Source organism: Frankia sp. ACN1ag, from assembly GCF_001414035.1.
GTDB lineage: Bacteria > Actinomycetota > Actinomycetes > Frankiales > Frankiaceae > Frankia > Frankia torreyi.
In genome coordinates, this window is the sequence record NZ_LJPA01000022.1 from 30,754 (window position 1) to 56,152 (window position 25,399).

General features: G+C 71.1%; 19 protein-coding genes and 7 pseudogenes. 11 read left to right on the top strand and 15 right to left on the bottom strand.

Annotated features, from left to right (window positions below; all coding sequences use genetic code 11):
* Positions 1-21: 21 nt before the first annotated feature.
* The 3 genes and pseudogenes from UK82_RS19615 to UK82_RS19620 form a co-directional block, all read left to right on the top strand.
* Positions 22-5,445, top strand: coding sequence for a diguanylate cyclase (locus tag UK82_RS19615; RefSeq protein ID WP_055408617.1), 5,424 nt, complete (start codon positions 22-24; stop codon positions 5,443-5,445).
* Between the two features lie 215 nt (positions 5,446-5,660).
* Positions 5,661-5,882, top strand: a pseudogene (locus UK82_RS38755) (MFS transporter); the annotation flags it as partial.
* Between the two features lies 1 nt (position 5,883).
* A pseudogene (locus tag UK82_RS19620) lies at positions 5,884-7,130 on the top strand (MFS transporter); the annotation flags it as partial.
* Between the two features lie 109 nt (positions 7,131-7,239).
* Here the strand turns inward: UK82_RS19620 and UK82_RS19625 are convergent.
* Positions 7,240-7,821 carry a TetR/AcrR family transcriptional regulator gene (locus UK82_RS19625; protein ID WP_044887587.1) on the bottom strand — a complete coding sequence of 194 codons (582 nt, stop codon included), beginning with the start codon at positions 7,819-7,821 and terminating at the stop codon, positions 7,240-7,242.
* 177 nt (positions 7,822-7,998) lie between these two features.
* Here UK82_RS19625 and UK82_RS19630 point away from each other — a divergent pair, with 177 nt between their 5' ends.
* Positions 7,999-8,718, top strand: coding sequence for a nitroreductase family protein (locus tag UK82_RS19630; RefSeq protein WP_044887586.1), 720 nt, complete (start codon positions 7,999-8,001; stop codon positions 8,716-8,718).
* A 24-nt stretch (positions 8,719-8,742) separates the two neighbouring features.
* Here the strand turns inward: UK82_RS19630 and UK82_RS19635 are convergent, their stop codons facing one another.
* On the bottom strand, positions 8,743-9,762 hold the full coding sequence (locus tag UK82_RS19635) for an LLM class flavin-dependent oxidoreductase (protein ID WP_044887585.1): 1,020 nt from the start codon (positions 9,760-9,762) through the stop codon (positions 8,743-8,745).
* A gap of 366 nt (positions 9,763-10,128) precedes the next feature.
* On the opposite strand from UK82_RS19635, the pseudogene UK82_RS38760 reads away from it, so the two are divergent.
* Positions 10,129-10,261, top strand: a pseudogene (locus UK82_RS38760) (nitroreductase family deazaflavin-dependent oxidoreductase); the annotation flags it as partial.
* 1 nt (position 10,262) lies between these two features.
* A pseudogene (locus UK82_RS19640) lies at positions 10,263-10,566 on the top strand (nitroreductase family deazaflavin-dependent oxidoreductase); the annotation flags it as partial.
* 139 nt (positions 10,567-10,705) lie between these two features.
* Here UK82_RS19640 and UK82_RS19645 read toward each other — a convergent pair.
* Both UK82_RS19645 and UK82_RS19650 read right to left on the bottom strand, forming a co-directional pair.
* A complete protein-coding gene (locus UK82_RS19645) occupies positions 10,706-11,533 on the bottom strand; it encodes an SDR family NAD(P)-dependent oxidoreductase (protein ID WP_044887583.1) in 828 nt (275 codons plus the stop codon).
* Positions 11,530-12,597, bottom strand: a complete 1,068-nt coding sequence (locus UK82_RS19650; protein ID WP_044887582.1) for a dihydrodipicolinate reductase — start codon at positions 12,595-12,597, stop codon at positions 11,530-11,532. Before UK82_RS19650 ends, UK82_RS19645 begins: the two co-directional genes overlap by 4 nt.
* Positions 12,598-12,857: 260 nt before the next feature.
* Here UK82_RS19650 and UK82_RS19655 point away from each other — a divergent pair, with 260 nt between their 5' ends.
* Entirely contained in the window at positions 12,858-13,502 is a 645-nt protein-coding gene (locus UK82_RS19655) for a DsbA family oxidoreductase (protein WP_044887610.1), read from the top strand.
* A 636-nt stretch (positions 13,503-14,138) separates the two neighbouring features.
* Here UK82_RS19655 and UK82_RS19660 read toward each other — a convergent pair.
* Positions 14,139-14,570: an Hsp20/alpha crystallin family protein gene (locus UK82_RS19660; RefSeq protein WP_044887581.1), complete on the bottom strand. Its 432-nt coding sequence runs from the start codon at positions 14,568-14,570 to the stop codon at positions 14,139-14,141.
* Between the two features lie 152 nt (positions 14,571-14,722).
* Between UK82_RS19660 and UK82_RS19665 the strand changes: the two genes are divergently transcribed.
* Positions 14,723-15,061 (top strand): helix-turn-helix transcriptional regulator, encoded by a 339-nt coding sequence (locus UK82_RS19665; protein ID WP_055408624.1) that lies wholly within the window; start codon positions 14,723-14,725, stop codon positions 15,059-15,061.
* A 56-nt stretch (positions 15,062-15,117) separates the two neighbouring features.
* Here the strand turns inward: UK82_RS19665 and UK82_RS19670 are convergent, their stop codons facing one another.
* The 7 genes and pseudogenes from UK82_RS19670 to UK82_RS19700 all read right to left on the bottom strand — a co-directional run bounded on the left by UK82_RS19670 (position 15,118) and on the right by UK82_RS19700 (position 20,952).
* Complete coding sequence (locus tag UK82_RS19670) at positions 15,118-16,053, bottom strand: alcohol dehydrogenase catalytic domain-containing protein (protein WP_055408627.1); 936 nt, start codon at positions 16,051-16,053, stop codon at positions 15,118-15,120.
* Positions 16,054-16,179: 126 nt separating this feature from the next.
* A complete protein-coding gene (locus UK82_RS19675; protein ID WP_055408629.1) occupies positions 16,180-16,965 on the bottom strand; it encodes an SDR family NAD(P)-dependent oxidoreductase in 786 nt (261 codons plus the stop codon).
* A gap of 23 nt (positions 16,966-16,988) precedes the next feature.
* Positions 16,989-17,846, bottom strand: a complete 858-nt coding sequence (locus UK82_RS19680; protein ID WP_044887324.1) for an SAM-dependent methyltransferase — start codon at positions 17,844-17,846, stop codon at positions 16,989-16,991.
* A gap of 561 nt (positions 17,847-18,407) precedes the next feature.
* A pseudogene (locus tag UK82_RS42930) lies at positions 18,408-19,262 on the bottom strand (LLM class flavin-dependent oxidoreductase); the annotation flags it as partial.
* Positions 19,263-19,302: 40 nt separating this feature from the next.
* Positions 19,303-19,902: an NADPH-dependent F420 reductase gene (locus UK82_RS19690; protein ID WP_044887327.1), complete on the bottom strand. Its 600-nt coding sequence runs from the start codon at positions 19,900-19,902 to the stop codon at positions 19,303-19,305.
* 19 nt (positions 19,903-19,921) lie between these two features.
* Positions 19,922-20,200: pseudogene (locus UK82_RS42935) on the bottom strand (chlorophyllase); the annotation flags it as partial.
* Positions 20,201-20,220: 20 nt separating this feature from the next.
* Complete coding sequence (locus tag UK82_RS19700; RefSeq protein ID WP_044887329.1) at positions 20,221-20,952, bottom strand: SDR family NAD(P)-dependent oxidoreductase; 732 nt, start codon at positions 20,950-20,952, stop codon at positions 20,221-20,223.
* 95 nt (positions 20,953-21,047) lie between these two features.
* Between UK82_RS19700 and UK82_RS19705 the strand changes: the two genes are divergently transcribed.
* Positions 21,048-21,896: a LysR family transcriptional regulator gene (locus tag UK82_RS19705; protein WP_044887330.1), complete on the top strand. Its 849-nt coding sequence runs from the start codon at positions 21,048-21,050 to the stop codon at positions 21,894-21,896.
* A gap of 41 nt (positions 21,897-21,937) precedes the next feature.
* Here the strand turns inward: UK82_RS19705 and UK82_RS42940 are convergent, their stop codons facing one another.
* Both UK82_RS42940 and coaA read right to left on the bottom strand, forming a co-directional pair.
* Positions 21,938-22,195 carry a WD40 repeat domain-containing protein gene (locus UK82_RS42940; protein WP_152989954.1) on the bottom strand — a complete coding sequence of 86 codons (258 nt, stop codon included), beginning with the start codon at positions 22,193-22,195 and terminating at the stop codon, positions 21,938-21,940.
* Between the two features lie 525 nt (positions 22,196-22,720).
* On the bottom strand, positions 22,721-23,524 hold the full coding sequence (gene coaA, locus UK82_RS19710) for a type I pantothenate kinase (protein WP_052681362.1): 804 nt from the start codon (positions 23,522-23,524) through the stop codon (positions 22,721-22,723).
* Positions 23,525-23,759: 235 nt separating this feature from the next.
* On the opposite strand from coaA, the gene UK82_RS42945 reads away from it, so the two are divergent.
* The coding region (locus UK82_RS42945; RefSeq protein ID WP_396230596.1) for a LysR family transcriptional regulator at positions 23,760-24,088 on the top strand (329 nt) is incomplete at its 3' end.
* A 1-nt stretch (position 24,089) separates the two neighbouring features.
* A pseudogene (locus tag UK82_RS38775) lies at positions 24,090-24,647 on the top strand (substrate-binding domain-containing protein); the annotation flags it as partial.
* 56 nt (positions 24,648-24,703) lie between these two features.
* On the opposite strand, the gene UK82_RS19720 reads toward UK82_RS38775, so the two are convergent.
* Positions 24,704-25,363, bottom strand: coding sequence for an NAD(P)H-binding protein (locus tag UK82_RS19720; protein WP_044887332.1), 660 nt, complete (start codon positions 25,361-25,363; stop codon positions 24,704-24,706).
* Between the last annotated feature and the right edge of the window lie 36 nt (positions 25,364-25,399).

Genomic DNA, 25,399 nt, shown 5'->3' on the forward strand with positions numbered 1-25,399 from the left:
GCGCGGACGAGGTGACGCTGTGTGGTTCAGCTTGAGATACCCGGCGTCCTGATCCGGGAGGAGCTGGGACGCGGTGCCTACTCCGTCGTGTATCGGGCGGAGCGGGAGGGCCGGGATTATGCGGTCAAGGTGCCGCTTCGGGCGGTGGCGCGTGACGAGACCGTCGTGCGTGCGTTCGCCCGCGAAGCCACCATTCTGGCCTGCATAAACCACCCCAACATAGCTCGGGTCCGGGCCGCCGGGCACACGGCGGACTACCCGTTTCTCATCATGGACCTGGTCGAGGGAGATTCGCTGAAGGCGCGGATCGCCGCGGGGCCGCTGGGGGTCACCGAGGCCACGCGGGTGGCGCTGGACGTGGCGTCGGCGCTGTCCGAGGCGCACCGGCGCGGCCTGGTCCACCAGGACGTCAAGCCCGCCAACATCATGATCGGACCGGACGGAAAGGCCACCCTGCTCGACTTCGGGCTGATGACCCGGGCCGGCGGGCCACCGACCGACCGGGCCGTCGGCACGGTTCTGTTCGGCGCCCCGGAACAGACCGGCATGCTGCGACGGCCGGTCGAGCCGCGCTCCGACCTCTACGCCCTCGGCGCGGTGCTCTACACCTGCCTGGCCGGCTCGCCGCCGTTCCAGGCCGGCGACACCGCCGAACTACTCCGCCTGCACGCCGTCGCGACGCCCCGTCCCCTGACGCAGGTGCGCGCGGACGTCCCCGCGGAACTCGCCGCGGTCGTGACCCGGCTGCTGGCCAAGGACCCGGACGACCGGTACCCGTCCGCACTCGACGTCGTCGCCGCGCTGACGCCGCTCGTACCGGGCGCAGCCGCTCCCGCGCACCCCACGGTCGGCCGGGCCGCGCCGGCCGGCGTGGGCGACCCGGACACGCTGGTCCGGGGTCGCCACATCGGCCGCCGCAGCGAACGCGCGCTGCTGCGACAGGCGTGGACGCGATGCCTCGGCGGGGAACCATCTCTCGGCGGGAAACGATCTCTCGCTGGGGAACGATGTCCCGCCGGGGAACGATGTCCCGCCGGGGAACGATCTCCCGCCGGGGAACGCGGCGTCGTGACGGTCATCGGGGAGGCCGGCGCCGGCAAGACCCTCCTCATCCAGGACCTGCTCGCCTCGCACGGCCCGGTCGACGGCACGGCGGACGGACCGGTGATCCTGCGCGGGCGGTGCGCGGCGAACGCCTCCGCTCCCCTGGCGCTGCTGCACGATCTGATCGGCGGCTATCTGCACGGTCTGGCGGCCGTGCCCGAGCCACGACGGCGGGACCTGGTCGCCCGGATGGTGTCGGCCGCGGGTCCCGATGCCGCGCTGCTCGCCCGCGTGCACCCACTGCTCGCCCGTGCGCTGAACGTGGACCGCGCGGCCGGCGAACCGGAGGCCGGCGAACCGCGCTTCCGTTCGGCCGCCGTCGGCTTTCTCAGCCGGCTCGCCCTCCGCTGCCACGGACTGGTCATCTGGGTGGACGACGCCCACTGGCTGGGCCCGGCCGACCAGCAGATCCTCGAGGACCTCACGGCCTCGACGGACCCCGCGCCGCTGCTGCTGGTCAACTCGACCCGGGATCCGGCCCTGCGCGTGGCGGCCGGATCCGCCACAAGCTGGGACATCACGCTCGGGCCGTTGCACGAGCACGAGGTCGCGGAGGTGATCCGCGACTATCTCGGCGAGATCACCGACCAGGCCTTCGCGCGGGACGTCGCCGTGCGGTCGTCCGGGAACCCGCTGGCCGTCGCGGAGTACATCCGGGCCGTGATCGACGCCGGGCTCGTCCGGCCCGACTGGGGCCGCTTCACCCTCGACCGCACCGGCCTGGACTCGCTGCCGCTGCCCGAGGAGGTCCTCGACCTGATCCGCCATCGGGTGCACGCGCTCAGCCCGACCGCCGCGGCCGTCCTCGGGGTCGCCGCCGTGATCGGCCGCAGCTTCGACCTCGCGTTGCTGACCGCCGCGAGCGGCCGGACCAGGGCCACGATCTCGATGGCGACCGCCGAGGCGGAGGCCCATCAACTCGCGGCCCGCGGCCGGGGCAGGACCTGGTCCTTCGTCCATGACTGCGTCCACGAGGCACTGCTGTCGACCATGAGCCCGCAGGAGCGGACGGCCGCGCACCGACGCCTCGTCGAGGTCCTCGACGCCGACGGCGCGGGGGGCGGCGACCACCTGTACGCACTGGCCCGACATGCCGTCGCCGGGCAGATCGCGCCGAACCGTCGTTTCCGGCTGACCTCGGCCGCCGCGGCGGCTGCACTTGCTACCCCGGCGCCCTACGAGGCCGTCGCCCTCTACCGGTCCGCGCAGACGGCCGCGGACGAGGCGGGCATCGAACCCGACGCCGAGTTCGAGGAGGGTTTCGCGCTGGCCGCCGCGCGTACGCTCGCGCCGGCGGACGCCCGGACCCATTTCACCCGCGCGCTTCGTTCGCAGGCCGACCCGCGGCGGCGGGCCCGTGCCTATCTGGAACTGGCCGGGGTCGAGTTCGCCGAGTTCCGGACGGCCGCGGCGCTGGACTACGTCCACCGCGGCCTGGCCGAGATCGGCCGCGGAATACCGGCCAGTCCCGCGGCGATGGCCGCCGTCAGCATGGGCCGATGGGCGGCGGGAATGGCGTGCCGACGGCCGTGGACAGGTTTCGGCCGAGCCCGCGGCGAACGCCGGGAGCTGCACGAGATCCGCTGCCGCCTGTACGAGATCGGCATCCTGAGCGAATGGATCTCCGGGCGGATCGGTCCGATGCTGGCCTTCATGATGTCGGCCGTCCACCCCAGCCAGCGGCTGGGCTCGGGCGAGCAGTACGTGCGCAGTCACGGCTGCTTCGTGCTCGTCGCGGCGGACTTCCGGCGCGCCCGGGTGGTGGAGCGCGGGGTCACCCGGCTGCGGAACCTCGTGGCGGACAGCGAGGACCCGGTGCTGCGGGCGGAGGCCTACCTGTACACGTCCGCGGCGCTGCTGTTCCTCGGCCGCAACGTCGCGGGTGAGCGGGACTCCGAGGACACGTTCCGGCGCGCTCACCGGTGGATCGAGACCTTCTTCTTCACCAGCAGCTACTCGATCCTCGTGCGCAGCCTCGCGCTGCGCGGGCATGACCGCGAGGCGTGGGCGAGCTGCGAGGCCAGGCCGCATGGAGAGCGCGTGCAGGCGGACCTCGCCATCCTGCGGGCGAGGCTTGCCCGCACCCTGCGTTACCCTCCGGTTCCCCATCCCGGGCTCGGTGCGCTCGACGGCGAACCCGAGGCCGAGCGGATCCGCCGCTACCTGATCTGCAGCGACGTCGCCGAGCTCGAGATCGAGGACGAGGACTTCGGTCCGGCCTTCGACGCCGCGGTCGAGGTGGGCGACGCGGTCGTCCGGCCGTCCTGGCGAGTGCCCGGGTTCTTCCGGAAGTTCTGGATCACCAAGGCCCGGGGCCGGCTGGAGCAGGCGCGGGCCGCACCGGCCGGGCCGGTGCGCACCCAGCGGTACCGAGCCGCACGGCGTGCGCTACACGAGGCCCGCCGGGCGGCGGCCTACCCGCCGTTCGCCGCCGACCTGCGGGTGCTGCGGGCCGTCGACCGCCAGCTCGTCGGCGACCACGCCGGCGCACTCGACCTGTTGGACGCGGCGGAAGGGGCGGCCCGCACCCTCGACCTGCCCCGGGTCCGCTTCGACGTTCTCCTGGAACGGGCCCGCTGCCTGCGCGCACTCGACGAGCCCGACCGCGCCACCACCGAGGCGGAGCTGGCGGCGAAGGTGGCCGCGAGGTACGGCTGGATCGGCCGGGAACACAAGGTGTACCGCGAGTTCGAGCTGACCGAGCGGGGCCTGTCGTTCGCCGAGGCGAGCGGCGCGGCGTCACCGGCCACCGCGTCCCGGGACCGGCGCCGGCTCGACGCGGTGCTTCAGGTGAGCGCGGCGGCCGGGCGGGAGACGACGCCGGAGTCCGTCGCCACCGTGGCCCTCGACGAGATCATCTCCATCCTCGGGGCGGATCGGGCGCTGCTGCTGCTCCCCGACCCGGCCGACCGCGAACGCGACTCGGGACGGCTGCGGCTCTACGCGCAGCGGCACGCCGAACCGACCGATGACCTCGGGCCGGACGAGGGGCCGGACGAGGGGCCGGACGAGGGGCCGGACGAGGGGCCGGACGAGGGGCCGGACGAGGGGCTGCGCGGCATCGCGACGACCGTCATCGAACGCGTTCAGGTCGAGCAGCGGCCGCTGGTGGTCACGGGCACGGACGAGGGTGCCGCCCTCGGTTCGCAGAGCGCCGTCCAGTACGGGCTGCGCAGCATCCTCGCCGCGCCGGTTCCGGTCAGCGACGGCCGCAGCGGCGTCATCTACGTGGACAGCCGGGTCGCCAAGGGGCTGTTCAACGAGGACGACGCCCGGATCCTCATCACGTTGGCCAAACAGGTGGGACTGTCGCTGAACATGGCCGAGGCGGCCCGCCTGCAGGCGGTCGTCGCGGCGGAACGCCGACAGCGGGACCTGGCCGAGACGATGCGCAACGTCACGCTGCAGGCGACCTCGACCCTGAACACCCGGGAGATCCTCGGGCGGGTGCTGACGGCGACCAGACACGTCCTGCCGTTCGACTTCGCCTGGGTGCTGACCCGGGTGTCCGGAACCGTCCGGATCAGCTCGACGCACGGCGAGGTGGCGGACGGGGTCGTCGGTACCGAACTGCACCCTGCGGCCGGCGGCCCGATCGCGCGCGCCTTCGACCGCCACGAGGTCGTCGCCACCGCCCCCACGATCGAGCTGCCGGGCGGCGGGCAGGCGGCCCGGAGCTGGCTGGCCGCGCCCGTCCCGCTGCGGGAAAGCATCGAGATGGTGGTCGTGCTCGCCTCCCGGGCACCCGACTGCTACTCCGAGACGCGCATCCAGATCGCGCAGACCATGATCGATCAGGTGGTCATCGGCTATCAGAACGCGTGGCTGTTCGAGAAGGTGCAGCGGCTTGCGGCCACCGACCAGCTCACCGGTCTGGCCAGCCGGCGACATTTCCTCGAGCAGGCGGAACATGTCTTCGCCGCCCACGGCGCCGCGGGTCGACCGGTGAGCGCGGCGATGGTCGACATCGACCATTTCAAACGGGTCAACGACGCCCATGGCCATATCGTCGGGGACGAGGTCCTGACGGAGGTCGCCCGGCGCCTTCGGCGGGCGTTCCGCGACGAGGATCTCATCGGTCGGGTCGGCGGCGAGGAGTTCGCCGTGCTGATGTCCGGGCCGGCGACCACCGCCGAGGCCCTCGGGCAGAGGCTACGGAACGCTCTCGCGCAGGACCCGATCGACACCTCGGTCGGGCCGCTCGACATCCGGCTGAGCGTCGGCGTCACCCCGCGGTCGCCCGGCGACAGGAGCCTGCGCGACCTGCTGACCCGCGCCGACAACGCGCTGTACGAAGCCAAGCGCGGCGGGCGCGACCGGGTCGCCGTCCAGCTCCGGTGACCGGATGACCGACCCGTCGAGCGGCACCACGCGGTGTCGCCGGACGGGGCCTGTTCCCAGCACCCTTGCAAAACGGAATGATCTTCCGTATCGTGAGGCATCCGAAACGGAAACGGATTCCCATTCCGGTGGTCTGACGGTCGGGCCCGGCGGCTGGATGTCGAGATGGCCCGCCGGGTCCTCCCCGCGGGGCACGTCCTGCTCGAAGGATGAGGATGAGTGCTCAGGAACTGAACGCAACCACGACGCGGGGCCCGGACCGGGTCGCCGAGGCTCCGTCGGCGGAGCACCGCCGGCGCCGTATGAAGATCGCGCTGGGTGTCATCGTCGCGTGCCAGCTCATGGTGATCATCGACGCGACGATCGTGAACATCGCGCTGGCGCGGATCCAGTCCAGCCTGCACTTCTCCGCCTCGAGCCTGGCCTGGGTGCAGAGTNCCTACTCGCTGGCCTTCGGTGGGCTGCTGCTGTTGGGCGGACGGGCGGGCGACGTCTTCGGCCGGCTGCGGCTGTTCATCGGCGGGTTGGCGCTGTTCACCCTCGCCTCGCTGGCCGCCGCCCGCGCCGCGCAGGGGGTAGGGGCCGCACTGGCCGCGCCGGCCTCGCTCGCCCTGCTCGCCCTGCTCGCCACCACCTTCACCGAAGGTCCCGAGCGGCGACGCGCCCTGGGGGTCTTCTCCATGATCGCCGGACTCGGGCTGACACTCGGTCTCATCCTCGGCGGGCTGCTGACGACGGCCTCCTGGCGGTGGGTGTTCGTCATCAACGTTCCGGTCGGCATCGCGGTCATCGCGCTGGCCCGGCCCTTCCTCAACGAGACCCCGCGGCATCCGGCCCGATTCGACGTTGCCGGCGCGATCGTGTCCACGGCGGGGATGACATCGCTGGTGTACGGGTTCATCCGGGCCGCATCGGAGGGCTGGTCGGACAGCCTGACCGTCGTCACCCTCGCCGCCGGCGTCGTGTTCCTCCTGGGGTTCCTGTTCGTCGAGGCCAGGGCCGAGCAGCCGATCATGCCGCTGCGACTGTTCGCGGAACGGCTGCGGGCCGGGGCCTATACCAACATGCTGCTCATGTCGGCGGCGATGGGAAGTTTCTTCTTCTTCCTGTCGATCTTCCTGCAGAAGGTGCTGGACCTCAGCCCGCTGCGCACCGGCCTGGCATTCCTGCCCATGGCGCTGGTCCAGTTCGGTGGCGCGCGCACGGCGCCGAAACTGGTCGCGCGCTTCGGCCCGAAGACCATCACCGCGGTCGGTACCGCGTCCGCGCTGGTCTCCGCTGTCTGGCTGACCCGGCTGGGCGGCGCGAGCAGCTACCCGGGCGGCGTGGTCGGACCGCTGATCCTGCTCGGCCTCGGGATCGGGCTGGCTTTCATGCCCCTGAACATGGTCATCCTCGCCGGGCTGCCGCTACGGGACACCGGGTCCGCCTCCGGGCTGTTGCAATGCCTGCAGCAGATCGGGCTCGCCGTGGGGATCGCCGTTCTCACCACGGTGTACGGCACCTCGCTGCGCAACTCCGCCGATCATCCGGACACCACCCTCACTCCGCAGGCCCAGATGCACCACGATCTGGCGCACGGGATCGCGACCTCCTTCTTCGTACTGGTCGCCTTCATCGCGGTCGCGTTCGTGGTGGCCGTCTTCGTCTTCAAGAACCGTAAGCCCGCGACTACCGGCGCCTGACCCGGCCCGGTCCGGTCCGGCCCGGCCCGGGCCGGAACAGCACGGAACAGCACGGAACGGGCGTCGGGCAAGATCCCACCGGTTCCCCGTGACCAGCCGACCGTGGCGCCTATCGGCGACGCATACCTTCCATCAGGTAGCCGAGCAGATCGACCCCCCGACCCGAGCCCGTCTCCTCCGCGGTCAGCGCGATCGCATTGGTCAGCTTCAGGAGGGTGGACATGTCCAGATCTGCCCGCATCGTGCCGTCGCGCTGCGCCCGGGAAAGCAGGACGGCGCCGGCGGCCCGCATGTCCTGGCAGGACACGGAAAGCGGTGAGATGCCGTCGTGCAGAACCGACATGACCTCCCGTGCCAATCCGCGATATTCGCCGAGGTGGGAGATGAACTGCTGCAGCCAGTCGGCAAGCGCGTCGTCGGGCGGCCCGACCTCGGCCAGGTTCACCGCGGCGACCCGCAGCGCCTCGAAATGATCCAGCAGGACGGCCTCGAGGAGCGCCTCGCGGGTCGGGAAATGCCGGTAGACCGTTCCGGTACCCAGCCCGGCGCGCTTGGCCACCTCGTACAGCGAGGCATCGGCTCCCACGTCGGCGAAGACCGCGCGCGCCGCGGTGAGCAGGCGCTCACGATTGCGCAGCACATCCGTCCGGACGGGTCGGTCGGCTGACGCGGCCGGCGGCCGAACCATCATGGCTGCCTCCCCAGCATTGCCAAACGGAAGAATCTTCCGGATAATATCACACGAATTTCGAGTCCTCCGCGGTCACGGCCTCCACCGGCCTTCGAGGAATGACAGATGGGCAGCGGAACAGCACTGCCAGGGTCAGGAGTACCGGGACCCGACCGCAAACAACCGGAGACGAACATCATGGATGTGCGCGAGGCGTTGTACACCACCCGCACCATGCGTCGGGTGAAGCCCGATCCCATACCTCTGTCGGTCCAGGAACGCATCATGGACGCCGCCGTTCGGGCGCCCAACGGCGGGAACCTGCAGAAGTGGCGCTTCGTTCTCGTCGATTCCCCCGAGGTCAAGGCCGTCCTCGGCCCGCTCTACCGCGACGCGGTGGCGCGTGGCCTGCAGGGCTACTACGGCGACGCGGCGGCAATCGCCACCAGCACTCCCGAAACGGAGGAGGGCGTACTCGCCAGGCGCATGGTGCGCTCGGCGAACTGGCTGGCGGATAATTTCGAACAGGTTCCGCTGTTCCTGTTCGCGCTCATTCCGGCGACCAAGTCCGTGGGTTCGGTGTTCCCCGCCGTCTGGAGCGCGATGCTGGCCGCTCGGGCCGAGGGCGTCGGCTCGGCGCTCACCACGATGCTGGGTGTCGGCCACGGCCTGGAGACGCTTGCCGCGCTGGGGGTGCCCTTCGAGGAGAACTGGATCAACGCGTGTTGCGTCTCCTTCGGTTACCCGACCGGGCGCTGGGCGGTCGCGCGCCGAGAACCCCCGCAATCAGTGACGTACCGCAACCGTTGGCTCGCACCGAGCGGGTTCCTCGGCGCCGGCCCGCTGTGGCCTGACGGCGCCGCGTCCGCCAGTGAGCCGGATCCCGCCAGTGAGCCGGATCCGACCAGCGCGTCGTAATCCGACTCAGGCGACTAATCCGGCTCAGGCGACCTGGCGCCAGGCGTCGGCCAGTGCGGTGAAGCTGTCCCGGCGGCGGTCCCGGTCGAGGCCCGGGGTGACAACGACGATCTCGTCGACCTGGGCTTCCTGCTTCAGCTCCAGCAGCCGTCCGGCGACGGACTTCGGCTCGCCGGTCACCATCCGACCGTCGTCGCGGCGGGTGGCGCGGAACTGCGGCGAGCGGGCGAACGCGCGGACGTCCTCCGGCCGCAGCGGCTCGCGGATCCCGCGGGTGATGTTCTGGATCATCAGGGCCCAGGCAGCCTCGAAGTCGCCGATCGCGTCGTCGTCGTCGCTGGCGAAGGCCAGCACGGACATCGCCGAATACGGCGTCGCGCCGTCGGTGCGCGGGGTGAACTCGCGCCGGTAGGCCCGCAGCGCCTCGACGGCGAGATCCGGGCTCATGTGGTGCGCGAACACCGCGCTCAGACCGTTGACGGCGGCGAACCGCGGACCGTACGGGCTCGACCCCAGTACGAACAGCTCGGGCCGCTCCTCGACCAGCGGCGCTGCCACGAGCTGCGCGTAGGGATGGCCGGCGGGGAAGCCGTCACCGAGGAACGCCAGCAGCTCGCCGACCTGCCCGGGGAACTCCGCGGCCGGATCACTGGCCACACCCCGGCGCAGCACGTGCGCCGTCAACGGGTCGGTCCCCGGCGCCCGACCGAGCGCGAGATCGATCCGGCCCGGGTACATCGCCAGCAGCGTCCGGAACGTCTCGGCGACCTTGAACGGCGCATGGTTGGGCAGCATGATGCCGGCCGCGCCGACCCGGATCCGGGACGTGTGCGCGCCGACGTGGGCCGTCAGCAGCTCCGGGGCGCTGCACGCCAGGCTGGTCATGTTGTGGTGCTCGGAGACCCAGTACCGCCGATAACCGGCCGCCTCGACGGCCTGGGCGATGCTCACCGCGCCGGCGATCGCGGCGCTCGGGCTCTCGCCGTGCTCGATCCCGACGAAGTCGAGAACGGCCAGCGGAAGGACGTCGTCAGCAACACTCACCCTCAGGTCAATTCCCCGTCCCGCGACCGCATTCCCGCCGCCGCCACCGAGGTGCGTGCGGTCGACGACGCCGCAGTCGCGGCCGGCCCACTCCGGGGTGGGGCGGGTTGCGGCACGTTCAGCACGGTCCGAGCCCGCAGACCGGGCACGACGCACCGCATCTGACGTCCCCCGGCACCGCCGCTGCGCGGCCGGTCGGCGGGTGCTCCGCGGGCCGGACGGCGTGCGCCGGCGGGAGGAAGGTCCCGCGGAGCCGGGCCCGGCTCGTCCCGTATTCAGGATGCCCGGTCGAGCGGCGCAAGGCCGCGACCGGGCGAGGAACCAGCCCGACCGTCAGGTCGGAAGCCGGAGGAGAAAGCGGACGCGATGAGCAAGAAGACCTTCACCGCCCAGGACATCGAGGACTACATCACCGAGTACCGGGCCACCGGCGGCAAGCCGACCGGCAGGTTCGCGGGGCCCACCCGGCTGCTGTTGCACAGCGGCCACGATGCCGACGNCAAGCCGCACATCGTGCCGTTGAGCTACTTCGCCGACGCCGACAAGGACCGTTGCGTCGTGCTGGCCATCAACGACGGCCTCGATGAGGATCCGCGGTGGCTGCGGCACCTGCGCGCGCACCCGGAGGTCACCGCCGAGATCGGCAGCGACACCGTCCGGCTGACGGCCACGGAGATTCACGGCGCGGAGCGCGACGCCATCTACGCGCGCCACGCCGAGACGTTCCCGATCCTGCTGGAGTTCCAGTCGGCGACGACCCGGGTCATCCCGGTCGTCGCACTCGCTCCGACCGGCAACGCCTGACCCGTTCCCCCGCCTGACCCGTTCCCCCGCCTCACCCGCCGGGCCGAGCGTGCGGCCGAATCCGTCACCGCACGCTCGCCGGCACCCTCGGCACCGCCGCCTCGCTCCGCCCCCCGGGCTGGGAGCGAGGCGGCGCCGGTCAGTCGCCGAGGGCGGCGGCGCTCGCCGTGTCAGGCATTTCCAGGTGACACGTGAGCCCGCCGTCGATCGGCAGCAGGACGCCCGTGATGAACGAGCCCTCGTCGGAGGCGAGGAACACCGCCCCGCTCGCGATGTCGCTGGAAAGGCCGAGCCGAGGCAGCATGATCGTCTTGCGGACGGGCGCCATCAGCGCCTCGTTCGCGACCATCTTCGTCATCTCCACGCCGCCGGTGTTGGTGAAGCCGACGATGATGGCGTTCGAGCGGATGCCGTACTGGCCGTAGTCGACCGCGATCTGCCGGGTCAGCGAGTTGATCGCACCCTTGGAGGACTGGTAGCTCGGCCGCCCGGTGATCGACAGCACGCTGGACGCCGCGGAGATGTTGATGATCGCCCCGCCGCCCGCCGCGATGAGGTGCGGAATGGCGTACTTCGCCGCCCAGAACGTCCCGTACAGGCCGATGCGGACGATTTCGTCGAAGACCTCGGTGCTGACGTCCGCGACCTTGGTGTCCGGCCTGCCGGGCCCGGTGAGGTGCGTCGCCGCCGCGTTGTTGACGACGGTCGTGAGCGAACCGTAGGTGGACACCGCCAGGTCGACCGCCGCGCGGACGTCGTCCTCCGAGGCCGCGCTGCCGGCGGCGAACGTGACGTTCTCCCCGCGGGCCTTCGCCTCTTCCTCGATCTCCTTGCCGGCGTCCACCGACCGGCCGGTGAAGACCACGGACGCGCCCTCGCGGGCGAACCGCTCGACGAACTCCCGGCCGATGCCTCGCGTGCCGCCCGTGATGAGGGCGACCTTGCCGGACAGGCGCTGCGTACTCATGCCTGCAGCTCCGCGGAGACCACGCCGACCGGCGCGGGCAGGTCGAGCACCGTGACCCAGCCGGTCTTCTGCGTGGCGGCGACGCCGGGCAGGCAGGCGACCGCGCGCGCGGCGTTGAGGGCGGCGACGTGGTCCGGCCCGTCGTGCGAGCCGGGCAGGCCGAACTGCAGCTCGATCGACGGGCTGCCCTCGACGATGACGCGCCAGTTGGGCTCGTCGTCGTCCTGGCGCCAGTCGTCGCCGAGGCCGAGCACCGCGCTCTGCTCGTTGACGAGCTCGTAGAACGGCTTGCCGTTGGAGTAGGCGGTCAGCGTCCACCGGGCCCCGGCGACGTGCCCCTTGGGAATGTGAAGGCCGCTGGGCTGCAGCGTGAGGTCCTCCGGCGCCGCGCCGAACTCCTTCTTCGTCAGCTTGGTGCCGTCGTACGGAATGCCGAGGGCCTGCGCGACGATCTGCGCGGACTGGCCGATGCACCACTGCCAGGACGCGTCGGCGAAGGAGAGCTCGCCGTCGAGGTCCACGTGATCGGGGATCTCCTGGCCGAAGCCGAGGAACTCGCCGAGCTGGAAGGCCGACGGGTAGTGCGGGACGTGGTCCTTCTGCCAGGCGCGCACGAACGTGACGTCGGCGCTGTAGCCGGTGGCGAACAGCGGCAGGACGTCGCTGATCAGGCCGGGGATGTTGCCGCCGGCGATCAGGGCGGAGCCGCCCTCCTCGCCCGCGGCCTGAATCAGGTCGTACGACGGCTCGCTCGGCAAAAACCAGCCACCGTGGCTGGAGTAGACGCTGGTGCCCGCGCGCATGAACCTCGCGATCAGCTCCGGCTGCCAGTCGATGCCGTGCCACGCGAGGACGTCCGCCTTCAGCCCGATCAGCGCGTCGACGTCGCGGGTGGCGATGACACCCGTGGGGGCGATCCCGACGATCTCACCGGCGTCCTTACCATCCTTGTCCTCGCTGTGCACGAGAACACCGACGAGCTCGAACGCCGGATTGCCCTGCACGAGCCGCACCACTGTGCTTCCGACCCCGCCGGTGTAGCCGACAACCACCCGTAACGCCATGCGTCGCCTCCGCGTTCACCCCTGTGCGTCCAACCGGACGTGCCGAGCGTCACACGCGTCGACCGGCACCGTCAATCGCCGATCAGGAAGCTGAACGTTCGTACAGCGCCCGGAATCTCCTCGCCCGGCCCGGTGTTCAGTTCCGGCGACGGTGGACGGCAGGGTCGCCGGCCGGGCCCGATGCGCCCGCCGGCCGCGAGGGTGTCGGCGTGACGGCGCCCCGCGACGGACCCGCGACAAGGAGGGTGACGGTCGGACGCATGCGCGTGGACATCTGGAGTGACGTCGTCTGCCCGTGGTGCTACATCGGCAAGGCGCGTTTCGAGCACGCCCTGGCCGGATTCGCGCACCGCGACGAGGTGAGCGTGGTGTTCCACTCCTACGAGCTGGACCCGACGCTGCCCCGCGGCGAGTCCGGCCCCCTGCGTGAGGCGCTGGCCGCCAAGTTCGGGCGCCCGGTCGAGGAGGTCGCCGCGATGGAGAACCGCGTCGCCGACGCCGCCCGTGGCGAGGGGCTGCAGTACACCGCGGACCGGCTCAGCGGGAACACCTTCGACCTGCACCGGCTGCTGCACCTGGCCACCGACGCCGGCCGGCAGGCCGAGGCGGTCAGCGCCCTGAACGCGGCCCACTTCGGCGCGGGCCGGCCGGTGTTCGACGCCGAGACCGCCGTCGAGGTCTTCACCGCCGCCGGCCTCGACGCCGCCGAGGTCCGCCGGGTCTGGAAAGGCGACGACTACACCGACGCGGTGCGCGCCGACGAACGCGCCGCCCGCGACCTCGGCATCACCGGGGTGCCGTTCTTCGTCCTCGACGACGCCTTCGGCGTCTCCGGCGCGCAGCCCGTGGACCTGTTCACCCAGGCCCTCGACCAGGCCTGGGCGCACCACCGGGCCGCCGCCTGACGGGCCGCCGCCTTGCCGGGCCACCCATCCAACCGGCCGCCCCGGCACCTTCGAGTGCTCTCACTGCTCGTCCGAGCAGGTACGGGATGGTCCACTGATGGACCGGCGCGGCCGTCGATCACAGGATGCGACCCAGGAGACGCCGGTAGCCGACGAGCGTCACCCAGGTGACGCTCGTGCTCCCGCGCTGCCCCGATCGGGAGGCAGTTCTGGCCCCGGGTAAGGGCAGCCGGGGCCAGAACTGCGCGCGGGACGACGTGTTGCTGGAATTTCCTGGGATCGTGAGTAGTAGCCGGGCCTCCCTTCGCCGTGCTGCTGCCTTGATGTCGAGGGGTTCGGGCTGCTGGGCGGCGCCCGCTGCCCGGCTCTGCGTTGGGGGCGTCGGGCGACCGGCGGTCCGGATGGGTGAGGGTGGGGACAGCACGCGGTCGGCGGTGGTCCCGGCGACGCTGGTCCCGGCACGGGTGGCCGCCCTGGCCTGCCCGTCGGAACGTCGCTGCCCCACTCGGCCGAGATGATCGCGTCGAACTCGGCCTGCAGCAGGTCGGGGTCGGCGCAGATCAGGTCGGCCAGCTGCGCCTCGACCGACCGGACCGGCGCCGGCCCCTGTGGGGTAGCCATCGGTCCCGCCCCGGCTCAGGCGTGGATGGCCCGGCGGTCGTCGCTGGACGTCTCGATCGCGATCTTCCGGGGCTTGGCCTTTTCCGCGACCGGGATCCGCAGGGTCAGCACGCCGGCGTGGTAGCTGGCGGTGATCTTCTCGGTGTCCAGGTTGTCGCCCAGGATCAGCTGGCGGCTGAACACTCCGCGGGGCCGCTCGGCGACCAGGACCTCGCGGTCTCCTTGCAGTGCCGGGCGCTGCGCGCGCACGGTCAGCACGTTGCGTTCGACGTCCAGATCCACGGTGGCGGGGTCAACCCCGGGCAGATCGAACTCCGCCACGAACTCCTCGCCCTCGCGCCAGGCGTCGATCGGCATCCCGCTCGGCCGGGCCACCGTGCCCAGGGTGCCGAGCACCTGCTGGCTCAGCCGATCCAGCTCCCGGAACGGGTCGGTGCGCACCAACATCGGAACTCCACCTCCACGATCACGATTTTGTAGATCAGAGCGTTGGATCATCCACTTATCTGTAGTGGATGACCTAGATTTTTATATAGCACCGATGGCAGACTGAGGCAAGTCCCCGGTCGGCTGTCCGGGCGAGTCCCTGGAGGCGCCCCGTGAGACCGTCGGATGTCGACCCGGCCCAGGGGGTGTATGGCATCTCGGTCGCCGCCGATCTCGTCGGGATGGACCCGCAGAGCCTGCGCCTGTATGAGCGGCGCGGCCTGCTGGAGCCGGCCCGCACCGACGGCGGGACCCGCCGGTACAGCAGCGACGACCTGGCCCGGCTTCAACGGATCGGGCATCTACTCGCAGCCGGGCTGAACCTCGCCGGCATCGCCAGGGTGCTCGAGCTGGAGACTGAGAACGCACGGCTGCGAGCCGCACTTGAGCTGACTCAGGCTGCGGACATGGAGCCGCCACCGCGGTCGGGCCGCCTTCGAACCACGGACTGAGGCAGGAAGGCCGCGCCCGAGACACTGACCGGCGCGGTGACGTACGGACTGCCCGTCTAACGGACCGCCACGGTGCGCCCCTCAGCCTCGCCCCGGCGCAGGCGCTCGAGCCCGTCGGGGATGGCGTCGAAACCGACGGTGGAGATGACCGGGTCGAGCGCGCCCGAGGCCAGCAGCGCGTAGACCGCGACCAGGTCCTCCTTGGTGGCGCCGAGGGTGCCGCGCAGCTCGAGGCGGCGGACCACCAGGTCGACGATGCTGAGGGTCGCCTCCGGCCGGCCCGCGCCGATCTGCACGACCCGACCGCCGGGGCGGGCCGCGCTCAGGGCGAGTCGCGTGGTGTCGATGCCGGCGAAGTCGAACACCACGTCGAGGCCGAGGCCGGCGAACCGGTCGGCGTCGGTGGTGAACGACGCCGCGCCCAGCAGGTCCGCCGTCGCCTCCAGATCGGACCGCACGTCGGTGACGTGGACCTCCCCGCCGAGCAGGACGGCCACCCGGGCGCCGATCTGACCGAGCCCGCCGAGCCCGATCACGCCGACGCGACTGCCGCTGGTCACCTCGCCGATCGCGCTCACCGCATGGTAAGCGGTCGCGCCGGCGTCGGTGGCGGCGGCGGCCTGCGCGTAGTCGACCCCGACGGGCACCGGCACGAGCTCGTCGACCTGCGCCAGCGCCCGCTCGGCGTAGCCGCCGTCGCGACCCACCCCGGGCCCGTCGTGCAGGACCGGGGCGATGCCGACCCGGTCGCCGACGGCGAAGCCCGTGACACCGGCGCCGAGTTCGGCGACCGCGCCGGCGATCTCGTGGCCGAGCACGATCGGGACGTGCGAGGGCATGCCCGGCACCTCGCCGTTCATGAAGGAGATGTCCGTGTGGCACAGCCCGGCGGCGTGAACGTCCACGACCACCTGGCCGGGCCCCGCTACCGGGTCGGGAAGCTCCACCGGCCGCAGGGGCTCCCCGGTCGCCACGAAGTGCCACGCCTTCACACGGTTCCCCTTGTCGCGCGCCGCCCGCTGCGGTGGGAACTGGGCGCCTAGCGCCCCTATTCCCGCAGATGGGGGGCTGACCCGGTCTCCTGAAGGCGAGCCGACCGGGCGGGGCGCGACGGCGGGTCAGGAGTAGAGCGGGAAGCCGCCGGTCACCTTGAGCGTCTCGCCGGTGACGAAGCCACCCTCGGCCGAACAGAGGTAGATCAGCGCCGCGACGATGTCGGCGACGCGGCCCTGACGGTGGATGAGCTGGCGCTGGTCGATGATGTCCCGGACGAGCTCCGCGGGCAGGTCGGCCATCGCGCTCTCGGTGTCCATGAGCCCGGGTGAGATCGCGTTCACCCGAATGTTGTCCGGCGCGAACTCGGTGGCGAACGCGACCGTCAGGCCACGGACGGCCAGCTTCGACACCGCGTACGGCGACGTTCCGATATGCGACGCCATCGACGAGATGTTGATGATCGACCCGCCGCCCCTGGCCGCCATCGACGGCCGGGCGGCGAGCGAGCAGTTCACGACGCCCATGACGTTCACGTCGAACAGCTCGCGCACGTCGTCGCGGGCCAGCGTCTGGAACGGCAGGTTGTACCGGGTGAGATGCCGACCCGCATTGTTGACCAGAATGTCGATCCCGCCGAAGTGCTCGACGGCGCGGGCCACCGCCGCGTCAACCGTGTCCTCGGCGGCAACGTCGCAGCGCACGGGCAACACCGTGTGCCCGGCCGCGGCGAGGGCGGCGGCGGAACGCTGGGCGGCGGCGTCGTCGATGTCGGCGAGCACGACCGAGGCCCCTCGTTCGGCGAGCTCCCGGGCGAACGCAAGGCCGAAGCCGGCCGCGCCGCCGGTGATGAAGGCGACGCGGCCGTCGAAACGGCGGGCGGGCTCGTGGGTGCCTGACGATGCGGTCATCGCATGGACCTCCGTCGCAGGGACTACGGCTTGCGGGCAACTCCGCCGTACGTGCCGACCTGGGCGTCAGCCAGGCCATCCGTCGTGCCGTCGGCCCGCCAGCGCAGGACGTTGACCAGACCGGGGTCGACGAAGTCGAAGCCCTCGAAGAAACGGAGCACCTCGTCGCGGGACCGCAGGCGCGTCGGAATGCCCTGCTGCCGGTAGATCTCCGCCGCCGATTCCGCCTCCTCCGGAGCGAAGTCCGCGGTGCCGTGGGTGAGCGACAGGAAGCTGCCCGACGGCAGGGCATCGGTCAGCGTACGGACCAGGCCGTACGGATCACCCTCGTCCGGAATGAAGTGGAGCATGCCGATCAGGGACAGGACCACCGGCTGGTCCAGGTCGAAGGTGTCACGCACCTCGGCGGAGGCCAGGATGCGCGCGGGGTCGTGGAAGTCGGCGTCCACATACGCGGTACGACCCTCCGGGCTGCTCGTCAGCAGCGCCCGGGCATGCACGAGCACGATCGGGTCGTTGTCGACGTAGACGACCCGGGAGTCCGGCGCGAGCCCCTGGGCGACCTCGTGCAGGTTCGGGCTGGTGGGAATGCCGGTCCCGATGTCGAGGAACTGCCGGACGCCCGCCTCGCCGGCGAGGTAGCGGGTCGCCCTCAGCATGAAGGCCCGGTTCTGCTGCGTGGTGTTCTGGACGTCCGGGAAGACACTGATGATCTGTTCGGCGGCGGCCCGGTCGGCCGGAAAGTTGTCCTTCCCGCCGAGGAAGTAGTCATAGACTCGCGCCGAATGCGGGATGTCCATCTTCAGATCAGCCGAGATGAATCTTGGTGCCGGGGAGAAAGCCCCTGACGCGCTCGACACCTCGTCCTCAGCCGTAGCCACCGCGACCGCCCTCTCCCCGTCTGACGCTCGTCAGACCCTCCGTACACATCACCTTAGCGGTCAAATCACCCACAAGCAGTCATGGGTCTGGCCCATTGACGACCCGGGCTCCCGCGGTGGACGGGGTCGCACGCGGCTCCGCGTCGGGCCGGCGTTTCGGTCGCGGGCACACGGACCGCAGCCCGGTCGGCGGCATGCACCCTGACCTGGGATTTGACGCGCTACCGTGCTCGCTCCGGGTGCCGTGACCCCGTCAGACCGCGCCGCGCCGCCGTTCCTCCGGCGTCGTGGGATCCTCCGGTGGCGCGGAACCGGGCCCTTCGCCTGGCACCCAGACCGTCCGGTCCACCAGGCCATGCGGGCAGCGTCTGGGCGAGGAGGTCGACCATGGCGCGGGCCTGCTCGGGCTTGGAGATGCTGGTCTTGGGGATGTGCAGGCGGAACAGGACCGGCAGGCAGACCCGGCGGGCCATGAACGGCACCGCCACCACGATACCGACGATCACGAAGCAGTTGCCGCGCCCGATGCCGTCGCGTCCCTTGGCGGAGCCCTCGTGCTGGTTCGTCGGCGACCCACTGGGCGGCACCGGCGGGGTAGGGCGCCGGCAGGCCGAGAACGATGTGCCGGAAGCCGGCGTCGATCGCCTTGCCGACTGCGTCCCGGGTCGTGCCGGGCTGGTCGTAGGAGACCGGCAGGTGGATCGAGCGGGTGATGGCGGCAGGGTCGCGCCCGTTCTCGGCGCAGTAGCGGTCCAGCAGCGCGCTGCGGCTGACGACGTCGTCGATGTCGCCGCCCGGGATGTTCCACAGGTCAGCGTGCTCGGCAGCGATGCGCAGCACAGCGGCCGAACGGCCGCCGATGAGGATCGGCGGGTGGGGCCGCTGGACAGGCTTCGGATTGCCGAACGCATCGGTGAGACGGTGGTAGGTGCCGTGGAAGTCGAAGGGTTCGGGCTCGGTCCACAACCGCCGGATAACCGTGCACGCCTCGGCGAGGCTGCCCACGGCGTGAGCGGCGTCATGGAAGGGCAGGCCGTGCGCCTCGTACTCCCGCCGAGCCAAGGGCTGGTCCGGTCGTGAGCCGGCGCCGATGCCGAAGTCGAGACGTCCACCGGAGACGGTGTCGACAGTCGTGGCGATCTTGGCCAGCATCGCGGGTGGGCGGATGCGGTTGCTGGTGACGAGCAGGCCCAGGCGCAGTCGCCGGGTCTGGGCGGCAAGGGCCGCCAGCAGGGTCCAGCCTTCGTAGGACGACCCGTCCGGGTCGCCGCCGATCGGCATGAGGTGGTCGAACAGCCACGCGTGCTCGATCTCGGCGATCTCGTCCGCCTCGCGCCAGACCCGCAGGATGTCGTGGTAGCCGATCCGCATGGGGGCGGTCATGATCCCGAAGCTGGGCCGGGGTGTTCGCGGCATGCGGCATCAGTCCTTTCGTGTCGGTCCCTGACCTCTGCTGTCAGCGCGTGATGGCGATGGCGAACCGCATCGTCTGCAGGGCCTGGTAGGTCGCGAAGAACAACGGCGCGGCGTGCTCGGTGGCTGTCGCACTGGCCATGCCCCCGAGGTCGAGGATGCTCTCCGTGGTCCAGCCCAGGTCGGCCAGCAACCCCTTGACGGCCGCCTTGGCGTCCTGGTTCTCACCGCTGACGAACACCGTTGCCTGCGAGAGCGAGGCCAGCGGGTCCACCATGATCGAGACGTTCATGGTGTTCAGGGACTTGACGACCCGGGCCCGGGGGAAGCGCGCCTGCACCCGCCGGGCGACGCTGTCGTTGGGGTAGGCCAGCGCCATGTCCGGCGTGAAGGCGGCCGACACGTCCAGCACGATCCGATCGGCGAGGACATCCTCCCCGATCCCCTCCAACGTAGAAAGGACAGCAGTCCCAGGGATGGCGATGATGACCAGCTCGGCGCCCTGGACGGCATCCGTCTGACTGACCGACCCGGTGTGGTCCTCGGGGGTACGTGAGCCGTAGGCCACCTCGTGGCCGGCGGACGCGAGCCGTGCTCCCAGAGCAGAGCCCACTTTCCCCTTGCCGATGATCGCAATGTGCACAACAGTCTCCTGACAGTGTGGATTCGACCCGGCCGAGCGAGTTGTCTCCGGCGGTCAGCGCGTCACACGCCGCCTGCCAGGCAGAATCTGCGGGATAGAGCTCGGTGCGCAGGTAGGCCTAGGTCAGCTGCTGGATTGCGGTCACCCGCTCGGGGTTCTCGTCCGTGGTCTCGGCGGCGTCATCTCCGGAGATCCCGCCGAGCATGTGCCCTGCGTCGAACAGCGTGAGCAGGGACTTGGGGCCGGGAGCGAGGTGATAAGGGTCAGCGTGCCATTCCCAGCCTTGAACCGTCAGGTGGGTGATGACCGCCGTGCACATCACCAGGGCACTACGCCAGCGTCCTCGAAGAACTTGCCGGTCGGGCCGTCGTCGGGCAGGGTCGCGAGTTTGATGGCGATCGCCGCGCCCTGTTCGGGGGTGCGCACGCCGCGGAAGCCGTTGAGGTCGGTCGCGACGAAGCCGGGGCAGCCGGCGTTGATCAGGATGTTCGTACCGCTCAGCTCCCGGGCGTACTGGAGGGTGACGGCGTTCAGGAACGTCTTCGACGGCGCGTACGCCACGGCCACCGGACCCGTCGTCTGCTCGCCAGCGGTTCCTGACTGCCGGGTAAGGGAGCCGACACTGCTGGACATGTTCACGATCCGCGGCGAGGCAGAGCGGCGCAGCAGCGGCATCATCGCGTTGGTGACGCGAATGACGCCGATCACGTTGGTCTCCACGACCGTCCGGATGGTGGCCGGATCGACCTGGGTGGGCTCCTGCGGCATACCACCAGTGATGCCGGCGTTGTTGACGAGCACGTCGAGGCGCCCGGCCTGCTCCTCGATCAGCCGTGCGGCGGCGGTCGCGCTCGCGTCGTCCGTCACGTCCAGCGGCACGCCGAACGCGTCAACGCCGGCCGCGCGCAGCTTCTCCACCGCGGACTCCCGGCGCTGATCGTCGCGGGCGCCGACGCCGACGCTCCAGCCGAGGGCACCCAGGCCCGCGGCGATCTCGTAGCCGATTCCCTTGTTCGCGCCGGTGACCAGCGCAATCGTCGGTTCACTCATAGGGTCAATGCTGACCCGGACCCTGGCGAGGGGTCCAACACCGATCAGGTGACCGACGATACCGCCCAGGTATCGATCCCGGATAGTGTGGCTGCGTGGAGACCCGGGAACTGCGATACTTCGTCGCTGTCGCTGAAGAGCTGCACTTCGGGCGCGCCGCGCAGCGGCTCGGGATCGCACAGCCGCCTTTGTCACGGGCGATCCAGCAGCTCGAACGCCGGCTCGGGGCAGCACTCCTGGACCGGACCAGCCGCACCGTCACGCTGACCGAGGCAGGCTCGGTCCTGCTGGCCGAGGGCCGGGCGGCCCTCGACGCGGTCGACGCCGCCGACCGCCGGACCCGCCGCGCCGCCCTCGCCGCGACCGGCCGTCCCGGCCTGGTCCTGGCCGCGAAAGCCGGCGCGTCCAGCGAACTGCTGGCGAAACTGCTCGACGCCTACGCCGCCGAACCCGGCGCGGTCCCCGTCGACGTCACCCTGTGCGGCCCGGCCGAGCAGGAACGACTCCTGCGCGAGGGCCGGGCCGACGTGGCGCTACTGCACCGGCCGTTCGACTCGACGGCCGGGTTCCACACCGCAGAGCTCAGCACGGAGAGCCAGGTTGTGGTCCTGCCGGCCGGGCATCCGCTCACCGTCCGGGCCCACGTGCACATGGCCGACATCACCGCGCTGCCCGGCCTGCCCCTGCCACGCTGGCCCGACCCCGACGGCGCCTACCCGCCCGGCCCCGGCCCGCAGGTCCGCGACCACGCGCAGTTGCTGCAGCTGATCGCGCTCGGCCGCGCCTGCACGCTCTCACCGGAGTCGTGCCGAGCCCAACTGCACGGGGACCTCGCCGCCGTGCCCGTGCTGGACGCGCCGACAGTCACCACCGTGATCGCCTGGCCACCGCACAGCCGGTCCAGAGCCGTCGCCGACCTCATCCGGACTGCGACACGTCTCTAGCATCACCGCCCCGGATACGGGCGGTGATGACCAACACGCCGTCAACGACCGCACTTCAGATCGAGGAGATCCCACGCGGGTCCGGTGAAGGTGGTAGGAGGCTGGGCGACCTCACCTCGGGCGGTGGCATCCCACAACCGGAAGACGCCATCCGAGCCACCGGCGGCCAGGATCCTTCCGTCCGGACTGAACGCCAGGCGGCCGGGATCTTTGGTAGGGGCGGTGAAACTGGCCAGAGGCGCGGCACTTCCGCTTCGGGTAGCGGTGTTCCACAGCCGGACGACACCCCTCCCATCAATCGGGCAAGATCAGGCCGATCGGCGGCGACTTTTTCTGCTTCTTCGGCCAACCTTCCGGATACCACTGCCGGCGCGATGGAGTCCGCTCCGCCCAAGGTCACGAGCCACCCAGCCAGCACCGTCAGCGCAATCACCGCAGCCAACGATCCCATGATTACTCGTCGTACTGATGTGGACCGTCCGGTCTCTGTCCGCACGACGGCCCTGTGGCCGGTTCCCGAGACGTCGGTCCCGCTGCTGCCGTCGCCAAGGGGCGGAAGATCGGCCGCGCGGCGAACTGCGTCAGCTGCTCGGCGGGTCGGCGGGTCGGCGGCCCACACGCCGCCCGGAGCCGGAACGCGCCGAGAGCAAGCCGTGTCATGAGCCGCCGGATCGGCGAGCCGAGCCGTTACCACGAACAGAAGGAAGATCCTCGATGACGACGATCAGGCGGCTGCGCGCGCTGCCGTATCCGGCCCGGACACTGCTGGCCACCAATGCCGTGAGCGCGCTCGGCGGCGGCCTGGTGCTGCCGTTTCTGTGTAGCTACCTCACCGAGGCCCGGCAGCTCGACACCTGGGTGCCCGCGGCGGCCCTCGCCGTGCGGGCGGTCACCACGGCGGGCAGCGCGCTGGCCGCCGCGCTGGTCGTGGCGTCCCCGCTCCCGCGTACGAGCACCTCCCGCACCGCGTGATCGGAACCCTTTCGCACGATGACGTCGGCCCGCTCCCGGGTGGGCTGGATGTTCTCGACCAGGTTGACCTCGTTGATCTCCCGATAGCGCCTCGTCGCCTCCTCGGCGATCTCGGCCGCGGAAAGGCAGGCGTACCGACGAAGATGCGCGGGAGGATTCCCGCGCGCCGTCCGCAGGAGTGTCCGCAGGCGAGCCACATACCATCGGCGCAGATCGTCGAACTCGGCGTCCACATACAGGGTGAGGTCAAAGAGGTCGTTGAGGTCCACTGCCGGGCCGCGGTCGTCCGGGCGGCGACATGACTGCAGCACGTTGAGACCTTCGACGATCAGGATGTCCTCCCGACCCACCGTCACCGACCGGCCCGGCACCACGTCGTAGTGCTCATGCGAGTACACCGGAACTCGCACCTGCCGGCCCGCCCTCGCCGCCGTGAGGAACCGCAGCATCGCCTCCTGGTCGTACGACTCCGGAAAACCCTTGCGATCCAGGATTCCGCGCCGCTCCAGGATCCGGTTCGGATAGAGAAATCCGTCGGTCGTGACGCTGCCCGTGCTCGGGGCCGCCGGTCGGCGGGACAGCAACTCGCCCAGCACACGCGCGATGGTGCTCTTTCCGACGGCGACCGGCCCGGCGATCCCGATGAGGAAGGGCATTGTCGGATCTCTCCCCGGTCCTGGTAATCCGCCGCCGAACAATCGGGGTCGGCACCCGTCCGGCAGCACTCGGGCATCCGTGACCGGGACCCGGGTCCGTGGACACGCCGCATTCGAGGCCGCGGACGGGTTGCCGCCACGCTTCGATTCCGTGCGCCGCCATCGTGAACCGGGCGTCAGACCCAAGTCAATCCATGGGATCGGTTCACTCGACCCAAGTGATACCTTGGGTCGAGTGACCCTCGAGGATCTCCGGGTGTTCGTCGCCGTCTGCGAGGCCGGCAGTCTGGCCAGCGTCGCCCGGGCCAGCTCCCGATCCCAGTCCGCCGTGAGTCAGCACGTGAAGCGGCTCGAACGGGCGACGGGCCTGACGCTTCTCGAGCGGCAGCCGCGCGGAGTGGTTGCGACGCCCGCCGGTCGGCTGCTGTACCTGGCCGCCCGGAGCGCCACCGCCTCGCTGGACGATGCGCTGCAGCATCTGGACGACCTTCGCCGAGGCGTCGGCGGTGCCGTCCGCATCACCACCGGTGGCGTCACCGTGCGGCACTTCATGGCCGAGGCCGTNGTCGCATTCCGTCAGCGCTATCCGAAGGTGACGCTGGAATTCCACGCCGCGAACTCGACCCAGCACTGTGTACAGATCCTGCAGGCGGGCCAGGTCGACCTGGCCTGGATCACGCTGGGTCAGCCGCTGCCCGGCATCGAGCAGCGGCCCGTGGTCGATCTTCCGTGGGTGCTCGTCGTGCGCCCCGACGACCCGCTCGCCGAGCGCGCCGTGATCCGGCCGGAGGATCTGGGCCACATCAGTTACATTGTTCAGCCCGAGAACTCGACATCACGACTGCGACTCGAGGAAAGCCTGGTCCGACTGGGCATCAGGCCCTCGGCGCCGGCGGGAATCGCCGACTGGGACACCGCCCTGCTCCTCGCCGAACTCGGCACCGCCCCCGCCATCCTCCCGGCGCTGCCCAGACCGACGCTGCTCCCGGACAGCCATACCAGGCTGATACCGATTCCCGATCTCACCCCACTCGCAGTGGGCTGGGCGGCCCGGAGCTGGCAGGCGCTCTCGCCCTACGCCACCGAGTTCGCCGACACCGTCGCCGCCGCCCTGACGCCGTAACCTCCGCCGCATGTCCCCGGGTTCCGAGCGCGACCTCCACGTCATCGCCGAGGGGCTCACACCTCGAGGACGACGACGACCTCCTGCTCCCTGGCGTCGATCAGGACGTCGCAGACCCGTTCGCCGATGACGTCGGAGCCGAGCATGCCCGGGCCCGGCTCGCCGGGCTGGCCGAAGCCGTGGACCATGGCGCGGATCATGACCTCGCGCACCAGCACCTCGCTGGCGCGGGCCTCCCGCTCCAGGTGCCGGTACAGCATCCGCTGCGCCGCCTGGGCCATCGACACCACGCCCATCCCGCGGGCCGGGATGTCCGCCATGCCGCCGCCCATGCCCAGGTAGACCGCGCCGGCAGACAGGGCCGGCAGGAAGGTGGTCGCCGCGCTCAGGTGCAGCCGCAGGTAGGGGCCGAGGTGGTCGTCGGCCTGCGCCCAGGTCGTCGCCAGGACCGGCGTGGGCGTCCACGGGATGTTCACGGCGACGACGACGGCGTCGGCCGAGGCCAGGTCGAGGCGCCCCGCCAGCTCGGCCGCCCGCTCGGCGTCGGCGACGCTGCCCACGACGGTCTTGACGCCCGCGAACTCGTCGGGCAGCGCGTCGAAGCCGACGGTGTCGCGGTCGACGGCCGTCACCTCCCAGTCCCGCTTGCGAGCTGCGGCGACGATGCCACGCCCGACGTTTCCGGTCGCGCCGACGACGATGAGGGAGAAGGCCATGGAGGAAACCTAGCGAAGGACGCCGTCAGGTGCCGG